Source organism: Streptomyces hilarionis, assembly GCF_024539675.1.
Classification (GTDB): Bacteria; Actinomycetota; Actinomycetes; order Streptomycetales; family Streptomycetaceae; genus Streptomyces; species Streptomyces hilarionis.
The window spans coordinates 23,589-46,511 of the sequence record NZ_JAHHIT010000052.1; the positions used below are offsets into that span (position 1 = coordinate 23,589).

A 22,923-nucleotide genomic window follows, 5' to 3' on the forward strand; every position below is an offset into this window, starting at 1 on the left:
GGGCCGGGACGGGACGTCGGCGAGGGCCGTTCAGGTGACGTCCGCGGTGGAGGGGGCCGGGCCCGTTTCGGCAACCGCGGCCGGGGCGAGGTGCGGCGGGGTGCACGAGGGCCGCTCCTTGTGGACGAAGCTGCGGCGCAGTGCGTGGTACGGCGCGTCGGGGTCGTCGAAGGTCCGGCGCATCCGGGTGAGCTCCCGCTCGCGGAAGGCCGCCAGCGCGGTCGCGCTGCGCGGTCCGTCCCGCCCGGCCTTCTTGGCGGCGATCCGGGACGCGGTCGCCGGGAGCGCCGCCAGCCGCAGGGCCAGGCCGGCGACCTCGCGCGCGAAATCACCGGGACCGCTGTCGACGACGCGGTCGACGAGCCCGAGGCGCAGCGCGCCCTTCGCGCTCACCGGCAGGGCGTCGCTCAGGAGCCGCCCGGCCGTCTCGGGGCCCACCCTGCGCGGGAGCGTGTGGGTCCAGTACTCCGAGCCGTACAGGCCCATCAGGCGGTAGTGGGGGTTCAGCACGGCGCCCGAGCGGCACCACACCTCGTCGGCCGCGAGGGCGAGCATGACGCCGCCCGCCGCGGCGTTTCCCGCGAGCGCCGAGACCACCAGCCGGTCCGTCGTCGTCAGGACCGCCTCGACCAGGTCGTCGATGGCGTTGATGTTCGCCCAGGACTCGGCCGCGGGGTCGTCGGCCGCCTCGATGACGTTGAGGTGGATCCCGTGGGAGAAGACGTCCCGTTCGCCGCCCAGCACCAGCACCGACGTGGGACGCCCGCACGCTTCCCGGTAGGCGTCCAGCAGACGCCGGCACTGCTCGGTGCTCATGGCGCCGCCGGGGAAGGAGAAGGAGAGGAAGCCCGCGTCGCCGTCCTCGCGGTAGCGGATGTCCGCCCAGGTGCGGCGCCGGTCGGACGAGAGGGCCGCGGGCCTCTCGGGCAGCGGCGGCAGCCGGTCGCCCAGGGCCCGCACGGCGGGCAGCTTGAACGTGGGGGGCCGGCCGGGTGCGCGCCGGGGCCGCAGCTCGGGGATCCACACGGCGCCGTCCCGGGTGGCCCGGCAGATCGCCCCGGCCCTGGTCGCCAGCAGTGCGCCGGGACGGCCGCGCAGCACGTCCTCGGGGTGACCGCCGTGCAGGTACCACTCGCCGCCGAGGAGCGTGTCCAGCACGCCGGGCTGCGAGTCGGCGGCCCTCAGCTTGCGCAGGACGGTCCGCGTCGAGTCCTCGGCCCAGTCGATCCGCCGGACGCTCTGGTCGAGGTGGGGACGCGTGCGCAGAGGGGCATCCCCCGTGGCTGCGGGGCCCTGTCCGCGCGGCACGTGCACGCCCCCGGCGAAGCGTTCCACGGCGAGCAGCAGGGCCTCCAGCGCGGCATCGGCGATCTCGCCCCGGTACAGGTCGCTCTTGGACACCGCCTCGGGAAGCCGGCAGGGCGCCTCGGCCCACACGTCCCCCGCGTCCATCTCCCGGTCGGCCTGAAGCACGGTGACGCCCCACCGATCGACGCCCTCGTGGATCGCCCAGTCGAGGGAGGACGGCCCGCGGTCGCCCACGGGCCCCGGATGGACGACGAAGCAGGGATACGCCGCCCAGACCTCCTCGGGGATCGCCGACTTCAGCATCGGCGCCACGACGAGCTGCGGCGCGTGCCGCCGCACGGCCTCCGTCGGCGAGCGGTCCGGCAGGGCGAGCTCGACGGCCACCCGGTGGCCGCGGTCGCGCAGTTCGGCGTGGACGCGCTGGGTCAGGCTGTTGAACGCGCTGGCCAGGATCAGGATGTGCACGGCTGCCTCCGGGCGGGCGGGCGAACGGCCGGCAGCGAGGGGCCGCCGACGCGATCCTCGGCCACGGAGGGTTGGCGGCCCCGGCGGCAGGCGGCGCGGTCATCCGAAAGCGGACCCCGATGCGCCGTCCGGCCCCGCCCGCACCGGCCCGGGGCCCGGCGGTGCGATGACGCGGGGGGCCCGGCCGGGCCGGGCCGGCGGCGTCCGGTGGTCAGCGGCGCCGCAGGGCGTCGGTGACGCGCTCCCACGGGGTGCGGGTGGCGCCGAAACCGGTCTCGTGGGACCAGAGGTGGGTGCAGGAGGGGCACTGGAGGTGGAGCAGGCTCCCGGCGTGGGAGAGCAGGTAGCGCCAGTGCTCCGAGCAGGTGCGCCCCTCCTCGCAGGTGGCGCACCCGCGGTGGTCGCCGCAGTTCGGGCACGCGACCCAGGCGCGGCGGCCGACGTCGGCCTGCGGGTCAAGCGGCAGCATGGCCGTCTCCCCGCCGCGGCAGCACGCCGGCGGCGACCAGGTCGTCGTACACCCGCTGCTGCTCCGCGCTGAGTCCGGAGTACAGCAGCCCGTACGCCGCCTCCTCGCCCCGCAGGGCGGCCACGGGGTCCCAGTCGGGGCCGAGGGCGTCCAGGACGTGGGCGCGCCGGAGCATTTCGTGCGCGCTGAGGTCGACGACCAGGTCGGCCGGGGGCGGGTCGTCGCGCCGGTCCGCCGTGGGCCCGCTCGGCGCGGCGGGCTCGTCCGGGTCGCCGGGCAGGGCGCGGTCGTGGGTGGACATGCGACCGAACGTAGGCAAACGGTCCTCACCCGGGCAAGAGCGGGTGGGAGACGTCACAGAGGGACGAACGCACCGAGGACACCCTCGGTCGGCCCGAAGAGTCCCGTTGGCGTGATTTGCGAGCTTGCACCCCAATGGGACGCCGATGCCGGGGAATTGACGCGCCCTTCGTCACCGCCCGTGCACGCAGCGAGTTTTCGCTTCCGCCCCACAGGGAGTCGTGTGAGACTGACGTCCACCGTCCGCATCGCGGACCCCGTCCGCACCGTCCCCCACGAAAGTGCGCCGTGCGCTCTCTCCCACTGCCGCTCACCCTCACCGCGCGCCTGTCCCCCGTGGCCGTGCTCGCCTGCGCGGGCTGGGCGCTGACGTCCGGACCGCTCACCGCCACCCAGGACACCGCGGCCAAGGACACGCAGAAGACCCAGTCCGAGACGACGGCCGCGCCGTCCACGACGGCCGCGTCCAAGACGTACGGCGCCGCGCCCGCGCCCTGCACCGGCGTGGCCGCGAAGACGATCACGACGCTGGTGCCGGGCGCCAAGACGGCCGGCAAGGAGATCCCGTCCACGGACACCGGTCTGCGCCGCACCTGCTCGTGGAACGCGCTCAAGGGGTACGACTACCGCTGGCTCGACGTCTCCTTCGAGATCACGGACTCGGACGACGCGGCGCAGAGCTCGTACAAGGAGCGCATCAAGGAGAAGAGCGGCGGCGGGGCGGTGCCGGGGCTCGGGAACGCGGGCTACTCCGTGGTCAACCTGACGACGGAGGACAAGCAGCAGACCCGGGAGGGCGTCGTCATCGCCCAGGTCGCGAACGCGCTGGTCGTCGTCAACTACAACGGCAGCGACTTCGAGTCGAAGAAGGCGCCTTCCACCGACGAGATCAACAAGGGTGCGATCAAGGCGGCCAAGGAAGCGGTGGCGGCCTTGCAGAACGCGCCGAAGGCCTGACCGCTCGGGGCGCCGAGCGGGCGAAGGCCGGAGGAGCGTGAGCGCCCCTCCGGCCGTTCGGCGCGGCACGCGCGACGTCATCGTCCCGCACGTCAGACGGCGGACTCCTCCCGGCCTCGGCGCAGCAGCATCAGGCCCAGGTACACGACGGTCGAGGCGCCGAGACCCACCGCCCAGCCGTAGTCGGCGAGGGGTTCCAGCGCCGGGATCGGCCGGCCGTCGATCAGCGGCTGGAAACTGGCGCCGCCGACGGCGAGGACGCCGCCCGTCACGAAGGCGACCACCGCCCGCCAGTTCCAGCCGGCCTCGTACCAGTAACGGCCGCCCGCGCGGTACAGGTCGGCCAGGTCGAGCCGGCCGCGGCGCAGGATCCAGTAGTCGGCGATGAGGATGCCGGCGACCGTGCCCAGCAGACCGCCCACCAGGCCGAGCCAGGTGAAGATGTAGCCCTGCGGGTCGGAGTACAGCTTCCACGGGAAGATCAGCACGCCGAGGACGCAGGTCGCCAGGGCGCCGGTGCGGAAACTGATCCTGCGCGGCGCGATGTTGGAGAAGTCGAACGCCGGCGAGACGAGGTTGGCGGCGATGTTCACCGACAGGGTCGCCACCAGCACCGTCACCAGGGCGAACAGCAGCCCGAAGACGTTGTCCGTCTTGGCGGCGAGCTGTACCGGGTCCCAGACGGCCTCGCCGTAGACGGCCTGGGAGCCGGAGGTGACCAGCACCGACAGCAGCGCGAAGAGCGTCATCGTGGTGGGAAGGCCGAGCGCCTGTCCCCAGGTCTGCGCCTTCTGCGACTTGCCGTAGCGGGTGAAGTCGGGGATGTTCAGCGACAGCGTCGACCAGAAGCCGATCATGCCCATCAGCGACGGCCAGAACAGCTTCCAGAAGTCGCCGCCCCAGCCGAGCTTGGAGGGCTGGTCCAGCAACGGGCCGAAGCCGCCCGCCTTGTCGCTCATCCAGATCAGCATCACGACCGCGCCGACCAGGACGAAGGGCGCGGCCCAGTTCTCGAAGCGGCGGATCGTCTCCATCCCGCGGTAGATGATGGCGACCTGGATCGCCCAGAAGATGGCGAACGACAGCCACATGGTCCAGGGGTGGCCGCCGATCGTCCCGGCGTCGGACCAGCCGTTGCCGATCAGCTTCCCGGCGAGGAAGTAGATCGCCTCGCCGCCGATCCAGGTCTGGATGCCGAACCAGCCGCACGCCACCAACGCCCGCACCACGGCGGGGAGGTTGGCGCCGCGCACGCCGAAGGAGGCGCGTGCGAAGACCGGGAACGGGATGCCGTACTTCGGCCCCGCGTGCCCGGTGAGCAGCATGGGGACCAGCACGATGAGGTTGGCCAGGCCGATGGTGAGCACCGCCTGCTTCCAGTCCATGCCGACGGCGATCAGACCGGAGGCCAGCGTCCACGACGCCGTGTTGTGGGCCATGCCGACCCACAGCGCGGAGAAGTTGTACGTGGTCCAGGTGCGCTTCTCCACGGGGACGGGGAGCAGGTCGTCGTTGGCGTAGGGGCCGCTGGGCGGCGGTGAGCCCGGGGCGAGCTCCACGCGTCCGTCGGGACGGGTGACTTGGTCGGCCATGGGTATGGCCGTGGGAGCGGTGTCGGTCATGGGCAGGCCAATCAAACGAGGGGCGGATCCGGAAAGGCCGTGCGGGTCTCCGGGTCCCCTCCTCCGGGGAGGTGGAGGAGGGGAGAACGGGAGTGGGGGGAAGGGGAGTTGCTCCTGAGGACGAGTGGGCGGGCCCCTGGGGACGGGCCGGGTCAGCCGCCCACGGCCGGGATGACGGTCGTGCCGTAGGCGTCGATGGTGGCCTCCTGCGCGTCGTGCATGTCGTAGAGGGCGAACTGGTCGACGCCCAGCTCGCGCAGTGCGGTCAGCTTCTCGATGTGCTTCTCGACCGGTCCGACGACGCAGAACCGGTCGACGATCTCGTCGGGCACGAACGCGGTGTCGGGGTTGTCGGCCCGGCCGTGGTGCGAGTAGTCGTACCCCTCACGGGACTTGATGTAGTCGGTGAGCTCGTCGGGGACGGCGGCGGAGTGCGCGCCGTACTTGGAGACGAGGTCGGCCACGTGGTTGCCGACCATGCCGCCGAACCAGCGGCACTGCTCGCGCGCGTGGGCGAGCGCCTCGGGCGAGTCGTCCTCGGTGACGTACGCCGGGGCGGCGACGCAGATCTTCACCTCGGCGGGGTCGCGGCCGGCGGCGACGGCGGCGTCCTTGACGGCCTTCACCATGTACTCGGTGAGGTAGAGGTCGGCGAGCTGGAGGATGAAGCCGTCGGCCTCCTCGCCGGTCATCTTCAGCGCCTTGGGACCGTACGCGGCCATCCAGACGGGCAGCTGCGCGCCCTCCTTGATCCAGGGGAACCTGACGACCGTGCCGCCGAGGTCGGCCTCCTCGCCCGAGCCGAGCGCCCGGATGACCTTCATGGCCTCGCTGATGCGGGCCAGGGTGTTCGGGGCGCGGCCCGCGACGCGCATCGCGGAGTCGCCGCGGCCGATCCCGCACACGGTGCGGTTGCCGAACATGTCGTTGAGGGTGGCGAAGGTGGAGGCGGTGACCTCCCAGGTGCGGGTGCCGGGGTTCGTCACCATCGGCCCGACCGTCAGCCTGCTCGTGTTCGCGAGGATCTGACTGTAGATCACGAACGGCTCCTGCCACAGGACGGCGGAGTCGAAGGTCCAGCCGTAGGTGAAGCCGTTGCGCTCGGCGCGCTGCATCAGCTCGACGACCCTCGTGGCCGGCGGGTCGGTCTGAAGGACGAGTCCGAAGTCCATGTGCGCTGCTCCTAGTCGAGGTACTGGCAGGTGGAGCGCGGGGTGTAGACGCCGTGACCGGCGTGTCCGGTGTACTCCCGCTCGGTGATGACGAGTTCGCCGCGCGACAGGACCGTCTCGACGCGGCCGGTGAGCCGTCTGCCCTCGTACGCCGAGTAGTCGACGTTCATGTGGTGGGTCTCGGCGGAGACGACCTGCTCGGCGTGCGGGTCGTAGATGACGACGTCGGCGTCGGCCCCCGGGGCGAGGGTGCCCTTCTTGGGGTACATGCCGAACATGCGGGCCGGGGTGGCACAGGCGATCTCGATCCAGCGGCGGCGGCTGATGTGCCCGTCGACGACGGCCTGGTGGAGCAGGTCCATGCGGTTCTCGACGCCCGGCAGACCGTTGGGGATCTTCGAGAAGTCGCCCCGGCCGAGCTCCTTCTGACCCACGAAGCAGAAGGGGCAGTGGTCGGTGGAGACGACCTGGAGGTCGTTGGTGCGCAGCCCCCGCCACAGCTTCGCCTGGTGCTCCCTGGGCCGCAGCGGTGTGGAGCACACGTACTTGGAGCCCTCGAAGCCGGGCTCGGCGAGGTTGTCGGTGGACAGGAACAGATACTGCGGACACGTCTCGCCGAAGACGGGCAGCCCCTCGTCGCGCGCCCGGGCCAGTTCCGCGACCGCTTCCGCCGCCGACACGTGCACCACGTACAGCGGGGCCCCGGCGACCTGCGCGAGCCGGATGGCGCGGTGGGTGGCCTCGGCCTCCAGAAGGGCCTTGCGGACCTCGCCGTGGAACCGGGGATCGGTCTCGCCGCGCGACAGGGCCTGCTCGACGAGGACGTCGATGGCGATGCCGTTCTCCGCGTGCATCATGATCAGTCCGCCGTTCTCGGCGGAGCGCTGCATGGCGCGCAGGATCTGACCGTCGTCGCTGTAGAAGACGCCGGGGTAGGCCATGAACTGCTTGAAGGAGGTGACGCCCTCCTCCACCAGCAGGTCCATCTCCTTGAGCGTGTCCTGGTTCACGTCGGAGACGATCATGTGGAAGCCGTAGTCGATCGCGCAGTTGCCCTCCGCCTTGGCGTGCCAGGCGTCGAGGCCCTCGCGCAGGCTGCGCCCGACGCTCTGCACGGCGAAGTCGACGATCGTCGTCGTGCCGCCCCAGGCGGCCGCCCGGGTGCCGGTCTCGAAGGTGTCGGAGGCGAAGGTGCCGCCGAACGGCAGCTCCATGTGGGTGTGGACGTCGACCCCGCCCGGGATGACGTACTTCCCGGTGGCGTCGATGACCCTCTCGGCGGTCCAGGCCCCGGCGGCCGGGGTGCCGGAGGCGGCGAGGGCGGCGATCCGGCCGTCCTCAATCAGGACGTCGGCGTGGATCTCGTCGGACGCGGTGATGACGAGACCACCCCGGATGACGGTACGGCTGCTCATACTCCCTCTCCTGCCGTGTTCAACACTGGTGTCGTGCCTGGAGGGCGCCGCCGGCCCGGTTCCCGTGCCCCGGACCGGCGACGGCTGCGGCCGGTTACGGCGCGGTCAGCGGGGGGTAGGCGTCGGGACGGCGGTCCCGGTAGAACTGCCAGCGGTCGCGCACCTCGCGCAGCTTGGCCATGTCCAGGTCGCGGACGACGAGTTCGCTCTCCTTGTCGCTCGCCACCTCGCCGACGAACTGGGCTTCCGGGTCCACGAAGTACGAGGTGCCGTAGAAGTCGTTGTCGCCGAGCTCCTCGACGCCGACCCGGTTGATCGCGCCGACGAAGTACTCGTTGGCGACGGCGGCGGCCGGCTGCTCCAGCTGCCACAGGTAGGCGGAAAGACCGCGCGAGGTCGCCGACGGGTTGAAGACGATCTCCGCGCCCTCCAGCCCCAGGGCACGCCAGCCCTCCGGGAAGTGGCGGTCGTAGCAGATGTAGACGCCGATCCTGCCGACGGCGGTGTCGAAGACCGGCCAGCCCACGTTCCCGGGCCGGAAGTAGAACTTCTCCCAGAAGCCCTTCACCTGCGGGATGTGGTGCTTGCGGTACTTGCCGAGGTAGGAGCCGTCCGCGTCGATCACGGCGGCGGTGTTGTAGAGGACGCCCGGCTGCTCCTCCTCGTACATGGGCAGCACCAGGACGATGCCGTGCTCCTCGGCGAGCGCCTGGAACCGCCTGACGATCGGCCCGTCCGGGATCGCCTCGGCGTACTCGTAGAACTGCGGGTCCTGGACCTGGCAGAAGTACGGTCCGTAGAACAGCTCCTGGAAGCACAGGACCTGGGCGCCCTGCGCGGCCGCGTCGCGGACCGCCTGCTCGTGGACCTGGATCATCGATTCCTTGTCGCCGGTCCAGGCAGTCTGGAAGACGGCGGCACGGATCACTCTGCTCATCGGGACCTCCGGTCGCTCGGTGTACGAGGAGCCTAGGAAGCCGGCCGGTCCGCTCTGAGTGGCACGCTGTCACGCCTGAGGGCGTCCGGCGTGCCACCGTGTCACGTCTTGGTCGCCCCATGTTTCACCACCGTTTTCGCAGGTCGTTCCATGTTTCCGGGTGGTTGCCCGGGCTCGGGTTCAGCTTTGCTGCGCGTCGTGCGCGAGGAGCGCGATATGCACCGAGGCGGCCTGTTCGAAGTCGTCGAGGTCCACGCCGAGCCGGCCTTCTATGGCCTCCAGCCGGCGGTACAGCGCGGGCCGTGACACATGGTGGAGCTGCGCCGTGCGGGACTTGTTGCGGCCGGTGGCCAGATAGGTCCGCAGGACGGCGAGCAGGTCGTCCCCGCCCGCGCACAGCAGCCCGTCCAGCTCGCGCTCGGCGAAGGACTGCACGTGCGGGTCGTCCCGCAACAGCCGCACCAGGCCCCGCAGATGGACGTCCTTGAGCCGGACGACGGCCGGGAGGTCGAGCGCCGCCGAGGAGTCGGCGACGGCGTCGGCGACGTGCTGGGCCTCGCGCAGCCCGGCCGGCACGTCCTCCCACGCGGTCCGCGGGCCGGCCGCCGCGACGACGGTGCGGGGCTGCCCCGACTCGGTGCGCAGCCGGGCGGCGAAGTGGGCGGCGAGCCCGTCGGCGTCCTGGTCGCGGGCGAGGCTGAGCAGCACGGCGGTGGCCCCGTCGGCGAGCTCGGCGACCAGCCCGGGCAGGCCCAGCAGCCGCAGCGTCCGTTCGAGCCGGGCCGGTTCGCCGTCGCGCACCACGAGCGGGACGAAGGTGCGCCGGTTGACGGGCAGGCCGGCCGCCCGGGCCCGGGGCAGCAGGTGGCGCGCCGGCACCACGCCGGAGATCAGGTCGGTGAGCAGGCCCTGCGCGGACTGCTCCTCCCAGCTGTGGGCGGAGGCGCCGCCGAGCATGCGGTGCAGGACGAGGGCCTCGGCCGCCCGGTCGGCCAGCAGCCGTCCGCCCGCGGTGTCGCCGCGGTGGCCGCAGAGCATGATCTGCCCCCAGCGCTCGCCGCGTCCGCCCAGTTCGGCGCGGATCCAGCCGTCGCCCACGTTGCCTCCCCCCGTGCCGGAAGGACCTGGGTGGTGCCCCCATGCCTGGCGGGCGATGCGCTCCCAGTCCCGCAGCACGTCGTCGACCGCCGAGCGCTCCCCCGCCGTGGCCAGCACGCGGTGGGCCAGGTTGGTGACGACGACGGGACAGGCGGCGTGCTGGGCGATCTCGTCGAGCAGCAGTTGCAGTGGGGCGCCCGCGGTGATGAGCGTCGTCAGCGCGGTCCGCACGGCCTCCGACAGGCTGACGGCGGCGAACTTGCGCCGCACCAGCCGGGACTGGACCTCCTCGGTCAGTTCGGCGAAGGGGAACGGGCGGTGCAGGACCACCATCGGCAGTCCGCACCGCTCGGCGGCGCGCCGCATCACGTCCGGCGCGGTCGGGAAGGCCCGGCCCAGGCCCAGCACCACGGCGGCGGCCTCCGCGCGGTGCAGGGAGAGGATGTACTCGGCCTGCGCGTTCTCGTCGCCGGCGAGCAGCACTCCGGTGGTGAGGACCATCTCCCCGCCGCTGAGCATCACGCCGACGTCGGCCGCCTCGGCGACGTGCACCCAGCGCACCGGCCGGTCGAGCTGGGACGCGCCGGCCACCACCTCGGGCTCCCCGGCCAGCACCCTTTCCAGGGCGAGGACCTGACGGACCGACAGTGCGGGTTCCAGGGGCTCTGCGGGCCCCCGGGGATCCAGGGCGATGGTCATGGCGGTGTGTTCCCTCGGCTCAGGTGCTCAGGCCTGCCCTACTGCGTGCTCCGCAGGGCGCGTTCGAGGATCGCGGCGCCCTCCTCGGCCTCCGCCACGGTCAGGGACAGCGGCGGGGCGATGCGCAGGGCGCTGGTGTCGTGGCCGCCTCCCTTGCCGATCAGCAGGCCCTCGGCGCGGGCCGCCTCCAGGACGGCGGCCGCGCGGCCGGGGTCGGCCAGGCCGGTGCCGGGGCGGGTCAGCTCGATGCCGATCATCAGCCCGCGCCCGCGCACCTCCCGCACGCCCGGGTCCTGGGCGGCGACGGCCCGCAGCCGCTCGATGAGCAGGCCGCCGACCCGCCGGGCGTTGCCCTGGAGGTCGTGCTCCAGCAGGTAGGAGAGGTTCGCGAGGCCCGCGGCCATGGTGACCTGGGTGCCGCCGAAGGTGGAGATGCTGTTGGCGTCCAGGCAGTTCATGATCTCGGAGCGGGCGACGACGCCGCCGACGGACATGCCGTTGCCGATGCCCTTGGCGAAGGTGACGATGTCCGGCGGGCCGTTGCGGGCGTGCGCCTGCCAGCCCCAGAAGTGCTCCCCGGTGCGTCCCCAGCCGGTCTGCACCTCGTCGGCGATCCACAGGATCCCGTGCTCGTCCAGCACCTCGCGGAAGGCCGCGTAGAGGCCGTCGGGCGGCGAGGTGAAGCCGCCGACTCCCTGGATGGGCTCGGCGATCAGGGCGGCGGGCGCGCGCGTGTGCCCCAGCAGGTCCCTCAGGTCGGCGACGCAGGCGTCGATGAACGCCGCGTCGTCCAGGTCGGCGAACGGGCCGCGGCCGCGTACCCCGCCGTGCACGTACAGCGTCTGCAACGGGGACAGCGACGTCGGCGACCAGCCGCGGTTGCCGGTGATGCCGACCGCGCTGAAGGACCGCCCGTGGTAGCTGTTGCGCATGGCCAGGACGGTGTTGCTGCGCCGGTGGGTGGTGGCGAGCAGCAGGGCCGTGTCGTTGGCCTCGGTGCCGGAGGTGGTGAAGAAGACGCGGGCGTCGGGGATGCCGCTGACGTGCGCGATCCGCTCGGCCAGCTCGACCATGGGGCGGTTGAGGTAGAGCGTGGAGGAGTGGACGATGCGCCCGGCCTGCTCGCTCACCGCCTTGGTGACCTCGGGCAGCGCGTGCGCGGTCATCGTGGTGAGGATGCCGCCGAAGAAGTCGAGGTACTTGTTCCCCTCGGCGTCCCAGACGTGCCGGCCCTCCCCGTGGGTGATCTCCAGCGGGTCCTCGTAGTAGAGGGCGAGCCAGTCGGGCAGGACGAGGCGGTGGCGGTCGTGGAGTTCGCTCACGGCCGCACCAGCCCCTCGTAGGCGTCCGGGCGGCGGTCCCGGTAGAAGGCCCACTGCCGGCGGACCTCCTCGACGAGGTCGAAGTCGAGGTCGCGGACGACGAGTTCCTCCTCCTTGTCGCTCGCGACGTCGCCGACGAACTTGCCGCGCGGGTCGACGAAGTAGGAGGTGCCGTAGAAGTCGTTGTCCCCGTACTCCTCGACGCCGACCCGGTTGATCGCGGCGACGAAGTACTCGTTGGCGACGGCGGCCGCCGGCTGCTCCAGCTGCCACAGGTGGGCGGACAGGCCGCGGTGGGTGGCGGACGGGTTGTACACCAACTGTGCGCCCTGGAGGCCGAGTTGCCGCCACCCCTCCGGGAAGTGCCGGTCGTAGCAGATGTACACGCCGACCCGGCCGACGGCGGTGTCGAAGACGGGCCAGCCCGCGTTGCCCGGCCGGAAGTAGTACTTCTCCCAGAAGCCCTTGACCTGCGGGATGTGGTGCTTGCGGTACTTGCCGAGGTAGGAGCCGTCCGCGTCGATCACGGCGGCGGTGTTGTAGTAGAAGCCGGACTGCTCGACCTCGAAGACCGGGACGACCACGACCATGCCGGTCTCGCGCGCGAGGTCCTGCATCCGCCGCACGGTCGGGCCGTCGGGGACCGGCTCGGCCCAGCGGTAGTGCTCCGGCTCCTGGACCTGGCAGAAGTAGGGAGCGTTGAAGACCTCCTGGAACCCGATGATCTTCGCGCCCAGGCGGGCCGCCTCGCGGGCGTGCGCCTCGTGTTTCGCCACCATGGACTCGGTGTCGCCGGTCCAGGTGGCCTGGACCAGTGCGGCACGTACGACGTTGGCCATGAGCTGCTCCTTCGACAGGACGCCAGAGCCTCTACGCCCGTAGACGATGGTCGTAGAGGGACGAACGTAAGCCTCCTGGACGAGCTTGCCAAGACCATCGTCGTCAACCCGCGGGGTCGATCGCGTTTCACACTCCTGTGGGTGAGTCGCGACGCGTCCGGCCCAGCGCCGGTCCCGTCGGTCCCGCGCGCGCCGCGCCCCGCTCAGGCGGTGAATCCGGCCACCCGGAGTGCGTGCACCAGGTCCCAGCGGCGTTCCTCGGACACGGTGCGGGCGGCTTGCAGCAGCAGCGGGACGAGGGCCCGCGGATCCGGGGCGACGCTGCGGGCGGCCTCCTCCGGGGTGCGGACCCGGACACAGGCGTCGAGCAGGGCGCCGGCCTCCCGCCGCCGCCCCTCCCCGACCAGGGCCAGGACGGCCTGCCCGATCTCGGCGGCGGGGCGGGCGACGCCCTGGCGCAGGATCTGTTCGCCGTCCCCACCGCGCCCGACCGCGACCAGCGCGTCGGCCGCGGCGACGAGCCGCTCGGGCGGCAGGGAGGCCGCCTCCCAGAGCAGGGTGGTCCAGTCGGCGGCGAGCCCGGCGCGCTGGAGCTCCGCCGCCAGCAACGGGATCCTGGCGGCCGGCCAGCAGGCCAGCTCCACCAGCAGCGCGTGCGCCTCGCCGCTGCGGCCCTCGGCGCGCAGCCCCACCAGGCGCCGCACCGCCTCCACGGTCTCCCGCCGCGCGGCGGCGTCCAGCGGCTCGCGCTGCGGCCCGGCGTCGCGCTCCACGTGCTCGACGCGCTCCCCTCGCTCGACGGTCGCTCCGGCGAAGCGGGCGCCGCGCGGGGTGCGGCGCGTGGGCGCGGCGGGCGCGGGCACGGCGGGGTCGGCGGCGGGCGGCGCGGCGACAGGGGTCGCGTCGTCCTCGGCCATGCCGGCGAACCGGGCGCTGCCTCGACGTCGCTTGCGCTGCTTGGGCGCGGGGTCGGGTGCGGCGACGACCTCGCGGGCCGCTGGACGCGAGGCGGCGTCACCGGCCCCGGGCGGTGTCGTGACGTCGCCGGCATCGAGGGGGGCGTCGCCCAGGACACCGGGCCTGACCGCGGCCCCGTCGCCGTGGCCGGGACGGGTGTCGGGGCCGGGACGGGTGTCCGGGCCGGACGGCGGGGCCGGGCGAGGGGACGGCGCGGGGAGGCGGTCCAGGTGTGCCATGCGGTGGCGGAGTTCGGCGCACCGGGCGGTGGCGCGTTCGTGGTCGTCGTGGGCCCAGGCGAGCTCGAGGCGGAGCGCGTCGGCCTGTTCACGGGTGGCCACGGAGGCGAGCCGGCGGCCGAGGTCGGCGAGCCGGTCGGCGGCGTAGCGCTGCTCGCGGAGCATGACGTCGAGCCGGTCCCCCAGGGCGTCGCGGCCGCCGGGGCGGGCGTCGTGGGCGGTGAGCGCGCCGGCGTGCAGGGGCCGCAGCCGTCGCGTCTCCCGCGCGGCGGTCTCGGAGCCGTGGGCGGCGCCGAGGTCCTGGAGGAGCGCCTCCACCACGTCCCAGGGGGGCACCTCGCGTCCGTCCAGGCAGGCCTGCATGCCGTCGGGATCACGCTGCCAGAACACCGCGCACCAGCCGGCGCCCTGGTCCAGGCGCGCCAGCACCGCGTTCAGATGGCTCACGAACTCCCGCACCCCGCCCGGGAGTTGATGCACAGTCATCGCCGAACTCCCGCCCCGACCGGAACACTCCGCTTCGTAGCGAACACCAGTCGTGTTACAGCGGGGCTACGGGGAGTTTTCGAAGCGGACGCGACCGCGTCACCGCGCGGCCCCGGCCGAGCGGCACCTCACCGGACATCCCCCCGCGCGAGGGCGGGGCGGCGGCCGGGGCGAGGGTGGGACGGCGGCCGGGGCGAGGGATCCGGAGACGAGGCCGGGATCAGGCGGGGGCCAAGGCGCACAGTCCGGCCAGCTCGTCCATGGACAGGTCGAGCACCCGGGCCAGGGCGGCCACCGTGAAGAACGCCGGGGTCGGCGCCCGTCCGGTCTCGATCTTGCGGAGGGTCTCGGCGGAGATGCCCGCGCTCGCCGCGATCTCGGTCATGCTCCGGCCGCCGCGCGCTTCGCGCAGCAGCAGGCCGAGCCGCTCGCCGCGTTCGCGCTCTTCGGGGGTCAAGGGGGTGCGCACCATGACACCATTCTAATACCGGTATAGTAATTGGCATGGTAGAGCTGAAGACGGACCCATCGATCGACGCCATGTACGAGGCGGGCCAGGTCGTCGCCCGAGCCCTGACGGCCGTGCGCGAGGCCGCCGACGTGGGCGTCTCCCTGCTGGAGCTGGACGAGGTGGCGCACGACGTGCTGCGGGAGGCGGGGGCGTCGTCGCCCTTCCTGGGCTACCGTCCGTCCTTCGCGCCCACGCCCTTCCCCGCGGTGATCTGCGCGTCCGTGAACGACGCGATCGTGCACGGCGTCCCCACCGGCCGGCGGTTGCGCGACGGCGACCTGGTCTCGATCGACTGCGGCGCCGCGCTGAACGGCTGGGTGGGCGACTCCGCGATCAGCTTCGTCGTGGGCCGGGCCCGCCCGCAGGACGTCCGGCTCGTCGAGACCGCCGAGCGCGCCCTGGCCGCCGGCATCGCGGCGGCGGTCGTCGGCAACCGCGTCGGCGACATCGCGCACGCCGTCGGCACGGTCTGCCGCGGGGCCGGCTACGGGATCATGGACGACTTCGGGGGCCACGGCGTGGGCCGCCGCATGCACGAGGACCCGGCGATCCCGAACGAGGGCCGGCCCGGCCGGGGCCTGCCGCTGCGCCACGGCATGGTCATCGCGATCGAGCCGATGCTGATCGCCGGCGGGGGCGACGACTACCACGTCGCCCCCGACGGCTGGACCCTGTGCACCAACGACGGCTCGCGGGCCGCCCACACGGAACACACGGTGGCCGTCACCGACAACGGCCCGCGCGTACTGACGCAGCGGGGCTAGACGACAGGGACGCGACGGGACGGGGCGAGGCGACAGGAGGCGGGCGCCGGAGGCCGACAGCCCGGAAAAAACGCGGAGCGCGAGCCCGCGCCCGCGCCCGCCGGCGAGGCTCCCGCGTCCCGGCGAGGCCGCCGACGGGGAGTGCAGGGGCGGATCGCCGGGCAGGGGGCGGATCCCCGTGCGGGGGGGCAGAAGCGAATCCCCGATCAGGGGCGGACCGCCGGGCTGCGGGCGGCCCCGACGAGGGCCGGGGCGAGTCGCCGGGGATGCTGCCGCGGGCCGTCGGGCGGGGGATCGGGCGGGGCCGTGCCAGGGGTTCCTTTCCCGCGTGCCCGGCGTGGGCGGGCGTGCGAAGGTGGGTGTGACCGCCCCAGCCGAGGGCACCCCGCACCCGCATCGCACGTCCATGGAACGGAACGCCATGACCAACGGCTTCACCGGCCCGGAGGGCTACGGCGACTACGGAGACCCCTACGGCGAGTTCCTTGCCCGCTTCTTCGGCGGGCCCCGCCCCGGCCCCCGTCAGATCAACATAGGCAGGCTCCTCAGCCAGCCGGCGAGAGACCTCGTGCGCGGCGCGGCCCAGTACGCCGCCGAGCACGGCAGCAGGGACCTGGACACCGAGCACCTGCTGCGCGCGGCCCTGACGGCGGAGCCGACCCGCACCCTGCTCAGCCGGGCCGGCGCCGACCCCGACTCGATGGCGACGGAGATCGACGAGCGCTCGGGCCCGGCCCAGCACCCGCCGGGCGAGGCTCCCCCGCCCACCTCGCTCGCGCTGACCCCGGCCGCCAAACGGGCCCTGCTGGACGCGCACGACCTGGCCCGTTCCCGGGGCTCGGGGCACATCGGGCCCGAGCACGTGCTCAGCGCGCTGGCCTCCAACCCCGACTCCGCCGCCGGGCACATCCTCAACGCGGCCCGGTTCGCCTCGACGGGCATGCCGCCCGAGCCCCCGGACACCTCGACGCCCGCCGCCCGTGCCGCGGACCGCCAGCAGGCTACGGGCACCCCCACCCTGGACAAGTACGGGCGCGACCTCACCGAACTGGCCGGTCAGGGCCGGATCGACCCGGTGATCGGCCGGGACGACGAGATCGAGCAGACCATCGAGGTCCTCTCCCGGCGCGGCAAGAACAACCCGGTGCTGATCGGCGACGCCGGCGTCGGCAAGACCGCCATCGTGGAGGGGCTGGCCCAGCGGATCGCGGAAGGGGACGTGCCCGACGTCCTGCTCGCCCGGCGGGTGGTCGCCCTGGACCTCACCGGCGTGGTGGCGGGCACCCGTTTCCGCGGCGACTTCGAGGAGCGGCTGAACACCATCGTCGACGAGATCCGCGCGCACTCCGACCGGCTGATCGTCTTCATCGACGAGCTGCACACGGTCGTCGGCGCGGGCGGGGGCGGTGAGAGCGGCTCGATGGACGCCGGCAACATCCTCAAGCCGGCGCTGGCCCGCGGCGAGCTGCACATCGTGGGCGCGACGACGCTCGAGGAATACCGGCGCATCGAGAAGGACGCGGCGCTCTCCCGGCGCTTCCAGCCGATCCTCGTGCCCGAGCCGTCGGTCGCGGACACCCTGGAGATCCTGCGCGGGCTGCGCGACCGGTACGAGGCGCACCACCAGGTCCGCTACACCGACGGCGCGCTGGAGGCGGCGGTGGGGCTCTCCGACCGCTACCTCACCGACCGCCGGCTCCCCGACAAGGCCATCGACCTGATCGACCAGGCGGGCGCCCGGGTCCGGCTCGGCGCCCGCACGAAGGGCACCGACGTGCGGGCCATGGAGCGCGAGGTCGAGCAGCTCGCCCGGGACAAGGACCAGGCCGTCGCGGACGAGCAGTACGAGGAGGCGACCCGGCTGCGCGACCGCATCGTGGAGCTGAAGGAGCGCGTCGAGCGGGCGAGCGGCGAGGTCACGGTCGACGAGGGCCGGGACCTGGAGGTCACCGCGGAGGCGATCGCCGAGGTCGTGTCCCGGCAGACCGGCATCCCCGTCGCGAGCCTGACCCAGGAGGAGAAGGACCGGCTGCTCGGTCTGGAGGACCACCTGCACGAGCGGGTGGTCGGCCAGGAGGAGGCCGTGCGGGTCGTCGCGGACGCGGTGCTGCGCTCGCGCGCCGGGCTCGCGAGCCCGGACCGGCCGATCGGCAGCTTCCTGTTCCTCGGCCCGACCGGCGTCGGCAAGACAGAACTGGCCCGCGCGCTCGCCGAGTCCCTGTTCGGCAGCGAGGAGCGCATGGTGCGCCTCGACATGAGCGAGTACCAGGAACGGCACACCGTCAGCCGTCTGGTGGGCGCCCCGCCCGGCTACGTCGGCCACGAGGAGGCCGGACAGCTCACGGAGGTCGTCCGGCGCCACCCGTACTCGCTGCTCCTGCTGGACGAGGTGGAGAAGGCCCACCCGGACGTCTTCAACATCCTGCTCCAGGTCCTCGACGACGGCCGCCTCACCGACTCCCAGGGCCGCACGGTGGACTTCACCAACACGGTCATCGTGATGACCAGCAACCTGGGCTCGGAGGCGATCACGCGGCGGGGAGCGGGCATCGGCTTCGGCCCGGGCGGCGCGGACGCCGACGAGGAGGCGCGGCGCGAGCGGATCCTGCGGCCGCTGCGCGAGCACTTCCGGCCGGAGTTCCTGAACCGGATCGACGAGATCGTCGTCTTCCGTCAACTGACGAGCGATCAGCTGCGGCGGATCACCGACCTGTTGCTGGAGAAGACCCGCCAACTGGTGCGGGCGCAGGGCCTCACGGTCGAGTTCACCGCCGCCGCCGTCGACTGGCTCGCCGAGCACGGCTACCAACCCGAGTACGGGGCGCGGCCGTTGCGCCGCACGATCCAGCGCGAGGTCGACAACCGGCTCTCCCGGCTCCTGCTGGACGGCCGGGTCGCGCAGGGCGACCGGATCACGGTGGACGTGGCGGACGGGCGGCTGGCGTTCCGCACGCAGCCGCCCGTCCCCACCGCCGAACTGTGAGGGCTACCGCGCCGGGCGGACCACCTGGGCCGAACCGCCGCCGCGCCGTACGGTCTCGGCCGCGGCCAGCCACTTGCCGTTCGGCAGCCGCTGCACGCCCGTGGCGGCGCCGATCTCGGGGTTGAGCTTGAAGGAGTGCCCGAGGGCCTCCAGGCGGGCCCGCACTCCGGCGGGGCTGGTGTCGCCGTAGAGGGCGGGCTCCAGTTCCGTCTGGGCCGCGTTGCGCTGGCTGGCGCGGGGCGCGGCGATCGCGTCGACGAGCGGCAGCCCGCGGTCGAGGAACTCGGTCAGGGTCTGTAGCACGGTGGTGATGATGGTCGCGCCGCCGGGCGAACCGAGCGCCACGACCGGCCTGTCGTGCCGGTCGAGCACGATGGTCGGCGAGATCGACGAACGCGGGCGCTTTCCCGGACCGGGCAGGTTGGGGTCGTGGACGGCCGGGTTGGCCGGGGCGAAGGAGAAGTCCGTCAGCTCGTTGTTGAGCAGGAAGCCGCGGCCGGGCACCGTGATGCCGCTGCCGCCGGTCTGCTCGATGGTGAGCGTGTAGGAGACGACGTCGCCCCACTTGTCGGCGACGGTGAGGTGCGTGGTGTTCTCACCCTCGTAGGTCGTGGGCGCCGCGGTGCCGCCGGCGCCGCAGGCGGCCGGGTGGCGCGGGTCTCCGGGCGCGAGCGGGCTGGCGAGCACCGCGTCGTCCCTGATGAGGCAGGCGCGCGAGTCGGCGTACTTCTGCGACAGCAGCTGCCGGGTGGGGACGTCCTCGAAGGCGGGGTCGCCGACCCAGCGCCCCCGGTCGGCGAACGCGACGCGGCTGGCCTCGATGTAGCGGTGCAGGTACTGCGTCTCGCTCGCCTTCGCCAGGTTCGTGCGCTCCAGGATGTTGAGCGCCTCGCCGACCGTGGTGCCGCCCGACGACGAGGGCGCGATGGAGTAGACGCCGAGGCCGCGGTAGGCGGTCCTCGTGGGGGCCTGGAGCTTGGCGCGGTAGGCGGCGAGGTCCTTCGCGGAGAGCCGGCCGGGCCGGGCGTTCCAGCCCGAGGCCGGGTCCACGGGCGGGTGGTTCACCGTGGAGACGATGTCCTCGCCGAGGTCGCCGCGGTAGATCGCGTCGACGCCCCTGTCGCCCAACTCCTTGTAGGTGCGGGCGAGATCGGGGTTCTTGAACGTGGAGCCGACGGCGGGCAGCCGGCCGCCGGGCAGGAACAGCTTCGCCGTGTCCGGGAAGGCGCGGAAGCGGGTCTCGTTGGCGGCGGTCTGGGAGCGGAAGGTGTCGTCGACGGTGAACCCGTCGCGGGCGAGGCGCTCGGCGGGCCGCAGGAGCGTGCCGAGCCGTTCGGTGCCCCACCTCTTCAGCGCCGTCGCCCAGGTGGCGGGCGTCCCCGGGGTGCCGACGCCGAGGCCGCTGGTGACGGCGTCGGCGAAGGCGAGCGGCTTGCCGTTCTCCAGGAAGAGTCCGGAGTCCGCGGTCAGCGGGGCGGTCTCGCGGCCGTCGACGGTGTGCACCGTCCGCGACCGGGCGTCGTAGTAGACGAAGTAGCCGCCCCCGCCGATGCCGGAGGAGTAGGGCTCGGTGACGCCGAGGGCCGCCGCGGTCGCGACGGCCGCGTCGACGGCGTTGCCGCCCTTCCTCAGCACCTCGATGCCGGCCGCCGTGGCGTCCGCGTCGACACTGGCCACGGCGCCGCCGTAGCCGACGGCGACGGGCGTCTTGCCGACGGCCGTCCCTCCGGCGGCGGGTGGCGCGGCGCTGGGCGGCGCCGCGGCCCCCACCGCGACGACGGCGGCCGAGACCGCCAGGACCGACAGTTTCCGCGCGACAGGGCGACGCATCCGTACCTCCAGTCCGAACCGTCCGCGCAGCGTAACCACATTCGCGGAGCCCGGACAGACTCCTTCAAGGCACTGTCATACGACTGCCACACCTCGAACACGGGTACGCCTGGGGCCCGCTCGCCCGCTAGCATGCGCGCCCATGAACGACGACGTGCGCAACATCGTCCTGGGCGTGGTGGCCGCGGGTGTCAGTGCCGCGCTCGGCTGGCTGGCCCGGACCTATCTCTGGAGGCGGAGACTGCGGCGCAAGCAGGCGTTCTTCGGGCTGCCGGACAACTCCGAGTCGCTGCTCGTGGTGAACCGGGAGGCGGGCGGCGCCGAGCTGTCGGTGATGCGCAACGACGTGTTCGCGCTGCTGGAGCTCTCCGCGCTCATCAAGGACTGCAACGCCCACGCCCAGGTCGTCGGTCACGACACGGCCCGCCAGGGCTTCGGGGACCGCACGGAGTTCTGCGTCGGAGGGCCTTCCTCCAACCGCCGCATGGCGGCGCACCTCTCCTCCCTGCTGCCGGGCGTCCGGGTGAACGCGGACGCCGAGCCCGGCCCGGACCGCGGCGCGTTCCAGATCGGCGGCGAGGACTACCGGGTCGACGCGGGTGTCACCGAGTACGTGCTGCTGGCGCGACTGACGATGGGTCAGCGACAGGGAGAGCGCCCGGTGTTCCTGTTCTGCGGGCAGCGCGCGATCACCAACCAGGCGGCCACGCGCTATCTCGCCCGCCACCACGAGCGGCTGGCGCGCAAGTACGGCAACAGCTCCTTCGTCCTGCTGCTGAAGGTCGTCAACTCCCAGGCGTACGGCCCCGACGTCGTCGAGCTCGTCGCCGACGTGACGCGGCAGGCGCAGGCTCCGCTGCCCGAGCCGACAACTGTTACCGCCACGTAACTTACCGACGGGTTACCCGCGGTCGCCATTGAGGTTACCGTCGGGTCACTTTGTGACGCGGGAAGTTGAGGAGTGAAGCGTGGGACAGCACCGCAGGGCTCTGCGCACGACCGCCGCGGGCGCCGTCTCCGCCACCCTGATCGCCGGCGGGGTCCTGGGGCTGGCCCCCGCGGCCCACGCCGCCGCGAACGGCGTGCGCTTCGTCGACATCCCCGGGGACGGCGGCACCGTCCTCAAGGCGAACGTGGTCACCCCCGCCGGGGCCGACGGCGCCCGCCGCTACCCGCTCGTCGTGCTGCCGACGAGCTGGGGCTTCCCGCAGGTCGAGTACCTCGCCCAGGCGCAGCGGCTGGCCGACTCGGGTTACGTGGTGCTCAGTTACAACGTGCGGGGCTTCTGGCAGTCCGGCGGCGAGATCGACGTGGCGGGCCCGCGCGACGTGGCCGACGCCTCCAAGGTCGTCGACTGGGCCCTCGCCCACACCCCCGCCGACGCCCGGCACATCGGGATGGCGGGCGTCTCCTACGGCGCCGGGATCAGCCTGCTGGCAGCCGCCCACGACCCGCGCGTGCGGGCCGTCGCCTCGCTGAGCGGCTGGGGCGACCTCATCGACTCCATCTACTCGGGGCGCACCCAGCACCTCCAGGCCGCCGCCGTGCTCGACACCGCCGGCACGGTCACCGGACGGCAGAGCGCCGAGTCCCGGGAGGTCTTCTCGGCCTTCTACGCCGGCGACCTGACGAAGGAGAAGGACCTCGTCGCCTGGGGGAAGAAACGTTCCCCCGCAACCTACGCGGACCAGCTCAACCGCAACGGCGCGGCGGTGCTGCTGGCCGGCTCCTGGGGCGACACCATCTTCCCGCCCGCGCAGTCCGCCGCCTTCTACGAGCAGCTGACCGGCCCGAAGCGGCTGGAGTTCCGTCCCGGCGACCACGCGACCGCCGAGATCACCGGCCTGTTCGGCCTGCCCAACGACGTGTGGAGCGACACCGAGCGCTGGTTCGACCACTACCTCAAGGGCGAGGACAACGGCGTCGACCGCGAGGCGCCCGTCCGGCTCACGTCGCGTACGGGAGGCGGGTACGAGGGGTATCCGGACTGGAAGTCGGTGGGCGCGACGCGCAGCAAGATCGCCCTCGCCGGCGAGACCACCCTCCACACGAACGTCGACTCCGGCGCGGACGGCGGGATCGTGTTCCTCTCCAGCATCCTCGACCAGGTCGCCCGGCTGCCCCCGGTCGCCTCGATCCCCCTGCTCCCGCGCCGGTGGGCCGCGGTGTGGCAGTCGCCGAAGTACGCCACGGTCCAACGGGTGCGGGGTGCGGCGACGGTGCACACCACGGTCACCCCGACCGAGGAGAGCGGCACCCTCGTCGCCTATCTGTACGACGTGGGGCCGCTCGGCCTCGGCAAGCTGGTCGACAACGCGCCGTACACCTTCCACGGGCGCACACCCGGCCGTCCGTTCGGTCTCGACCTGGAGATGTTCTCCACGGCCTACGACGTCCCGGCGGGGCACCGGCTCGCGCTGGTCGTCGACACGGTCGACCCGCTCTACAAGGAGCACAACCCGTCCGGCGCGCGGCTGACCTTCTCCTCGCCGGCGAACGACCCGTCGTACGTGTCGGTCCCGCTGCACGAGCAGTGATCTCCGGCCGCTG

General features: G+C 73.1%; 18 protein-coding genes. 5 read left to right on the forward strand and 13 right to left on the reverse strand.

Annotated elements, in window-relative coordinates; translation table 11 throughout:
- Positions 1-30 precede the first annotated feature (30 nt).
- The 3 genes from KMS84_RS13110 to KMS84_RS13120 all read right to left on the reverse strand — a co-directional run bounded on the left by KMS84_RS13110 (position 31) and on the right by KMS84_RS13120 (position 2,543).
- Positions 31-1,773, reverse strand: a complete 1,743-nt coding sequence (locus KMS84_RS13110; RefSeq protein WP_256916359.1) for an enoyl-CoA hydratase-related protein — start codon at positions 1,771-1,773, stop codon at positions 31-33.
- 211 nt (positions 1,774-1,984) lie between these two features.
- Positions 1,985-2,242, reverse strand: coding sequence for a hypothetical protein (locus KMS84_RS13115; RefSeq protein WP_256916360.1), 258 nt, complete (start codon positions 2,240-2,242; stop codon positions 1,985-1,987).
- Positions 2,229-2,543 carry a DUF6400 family protein gene (locus tag KMS84_RS13120; RefSeq protein ID WP_256916361.1) on the reverse strand — a complete coding sequence of 105 codons (315 nt, stop codon included), beginning with the start codon at positions 2,541-2,543 and terminating at the stop codon, positions 2,229-2,231. The genes KMS84_RS13115 and KMS84_RS13120 overlap by 14 nt, the downstream gene beginning before the upstream one ends.
- Positions 2,544-2,830: 287 nt before the next feature.
- Between KMS84_RS13120 and KMS84_RS13125 the strand changes: the two genes are divergently transcribed.
- Positions 2,831-3,499 carry a hypothetical protein gene (locus tag KMS84_RS13125; RefSeq protein ID WP_256916362.1) on the forward strand — a complete coding sequence of 223 codons (669 nt, stop codon included), beginning with the start codon at positions 2,831-2,833 and terminating at the stop codon, positions 3,497-3,499.
- A 92-nt stretch (positions 3,500-3,591) separates the two neighbouring features.
- Here KMS84_RS13125 and KMS84_RS13130 read toward each other — a convergent pair whose 3' ends face one another.
- The 9 genes from KMS84_RS13130 to KMS84_RS13170 all read right to left on the reverse strand — a co-directional run bounded on the left by KMS84_RS13130 (position 3,592) and on the right by KMS84_RS13170 (position 14,757).
- The gene (locus KMS84_RS13130) at positions 3,592-5,121 is read right to left on the reverse strand and encodes an NCS1 family nucleobase:cation symporter-1 (protein WP_256916363.1); all 1,530 of its coding nucleotides are present in this window, start codon (positions 5,119-5,121) and stop codon (positions 3,592-3,594) included.
- 152 nt (positions 5,122-5,273) lie between these two features.
- Positions 5,274-6,293 carry a TIGR03842 family LLM class F420-dependent oxidoreductase gene (locus KMS84_RS13135; protein ID WP_256916364.1) on the reverse strand — a complete coding sequence of 340 codons (1,020 nt, stop codon included), beginning with the start codon at positions 6,291-6,293 and terminating at the stop codon, positions 5,274-5,276.
- An 11-nt stretch (positions 6,294-6,304) separates the two neighbouring features.
- Positions 6,305-7,708, reverse strand: coding sequence for a dihydropyrimidinase (gene hydA, locus KMS84_RS13140; RefSeq protein ID WP_256916365.1), 1,404 nt, complete (start codon positions 7,706-7,708; stop codon positions 6,305-6,307).
- Between the two features lie 94 nt (positions 7,709-7,802).
- The gene (locus KMS84_RS13145; RefSeq protein WP_256916366.1) at positions 7,803-8,645 is read right to left on the reverse strand and encodes a nitrilase-related carbon-nitrogen hydrolase; all 843 of its coding nucleotides are present in this window, start codon (positions 8,643-8,645) and stop codon (positions 7,803-7,805) included.
- Positions 8,646-8,825: 180 nt separating this feature from the next.
- Positions 8,826-10,442 carry a PucR family transcriptional regulator gene (locus KMS84_RS13150; RefSeq protein WP_256916367.1) on the reverse strand — a complete coding sequence of 539 codons (1,617 nt, stop codon included), beginning with the start codon at positions 10,440-10,442 and terminating at the stop codon, positions 8,826-8,828.
- Between the two features lie 38 nt (positions 10,443-10,480).
- Entirely contained in the window at positions 10,481-11,764 is a 1,284-nt protein-coding gene (locus KMS84_RS13155) for an aspartate aminotransferase family protein (protein WP_256916368.1), read from the reverse strand.
- Positions 11,761-12,603, reverse strand: coding sequence for a nitrilase-related carbon-nitrogen hydrolase (locus KMS84_RS13160; RefSeq protein WP_256916369.1), 843 nt, complete (start codon positions 12,601-12,603; stop codon positions 11,761-11,763). The genes KMS84_RS13155 and KMS84_RS13160 overlap by 4 nt, the downstream gene beginning before the upstream one ends.
- A gap of 203 nt (positions 12,604-12,806) precedes the next feature.
- Complete coding sequence (locus KMS84_RS13165) at positions 12,807-14,285, reverse strand: hypothetical protein (RefSeq protein ID WP_256916370.1); 1,479 nt, start codon at positions 14,283-14,285, stop codon at positions 12,807-12,809.
- A 220-nt stretch (positions 14,286-14,505) separates the two neighbouring features.
- Positions 14,506-14,757, reverse strand: coding sequence for a helix-turn-helix domain-containing protein (locus KMS84_RS13170; RefSeq protein ID WP_256916371.1), 252 nt, complete (start codon positions 14,755-14,757; stop codon positions 14,506-14,508).
- Between the two features lie 32 nt (positions 14,758-14,789).
- On the opposite strand from KMS84_RS13170, the gene map reads away from it, so the two are divergent.
- Both map and KMS84_RS13180 read left to right on the forward strand, forming a co-directional pair.
- Positions 14,790-15,560 (forward strand): type I methionyl aminopeptidase, encoded by a 771-nt coding sequence (map, locus tag KMS84_RS13175; RefSeq protein ID WP_256916372.1) that lies wholly within the window; start codon positions 14,790-14,792, stop codon positions 15,558-15,560.
- Between the two features lie 421 nt (positions 15,561-15,981).
- A complete protein-coding gene (locus KMS84_RS13180; RefSeq protein WP_256916400.1) occupies positions 15,982-18,543 on the forward strand; it encodes an ATP-dependent Clp protease ATP-binding subunit in 2,562 nt (853 codons plus the stop codon).
- 3 nt (positions 18,544-18,546) lie between these two features.
- On the opposite strand, the gene ggt is transcribed toward KMS84_RS13180, so the two are convergent.
- Complete coding sequence (gene ggt / locus KMS84_RS13185) at positions 18,547-20,373, reverse strand: gamma-glutamyltransferase (protein WP_256916373.1); 1,827 nt, start codon at positions 20,371-20,373, stop codon at positions 18,547-18,549.
- Between the two features lie 142 nt (positions 20,374-20,515).
- On the opposite strand from ggt, the gene KMS84_RS13190 reads away from it, so the two are divergent.
- On the forward strand, positions 20,516-21,262 hold the full coding sequence (locus tag KMS84_RS13190; protein ID WP_256916374.1) for a hypothetical protein: 747 nt from the start codon (positions 20,516-20,518) through the stop codon (positions 21,260-21,262).
- A gap of 79 nt (positions 21,263-21,341) precedes the next feature.
- Positions 21,342-22,910 carry a CocE/NonD family hydrolase gene (locus KMS84_RS13195; RefSeq protein WP_256916375.1) on the forward strand — a complete coding sequence of 523 codons (1,569 nt, stop codon included), beginning with the start codon at positions 21,342-21,344 and terminating at the stop codon, positions 22,908-22,910.
- Positions 22,911-22,923: the final 13 nt, after the last annotated feature.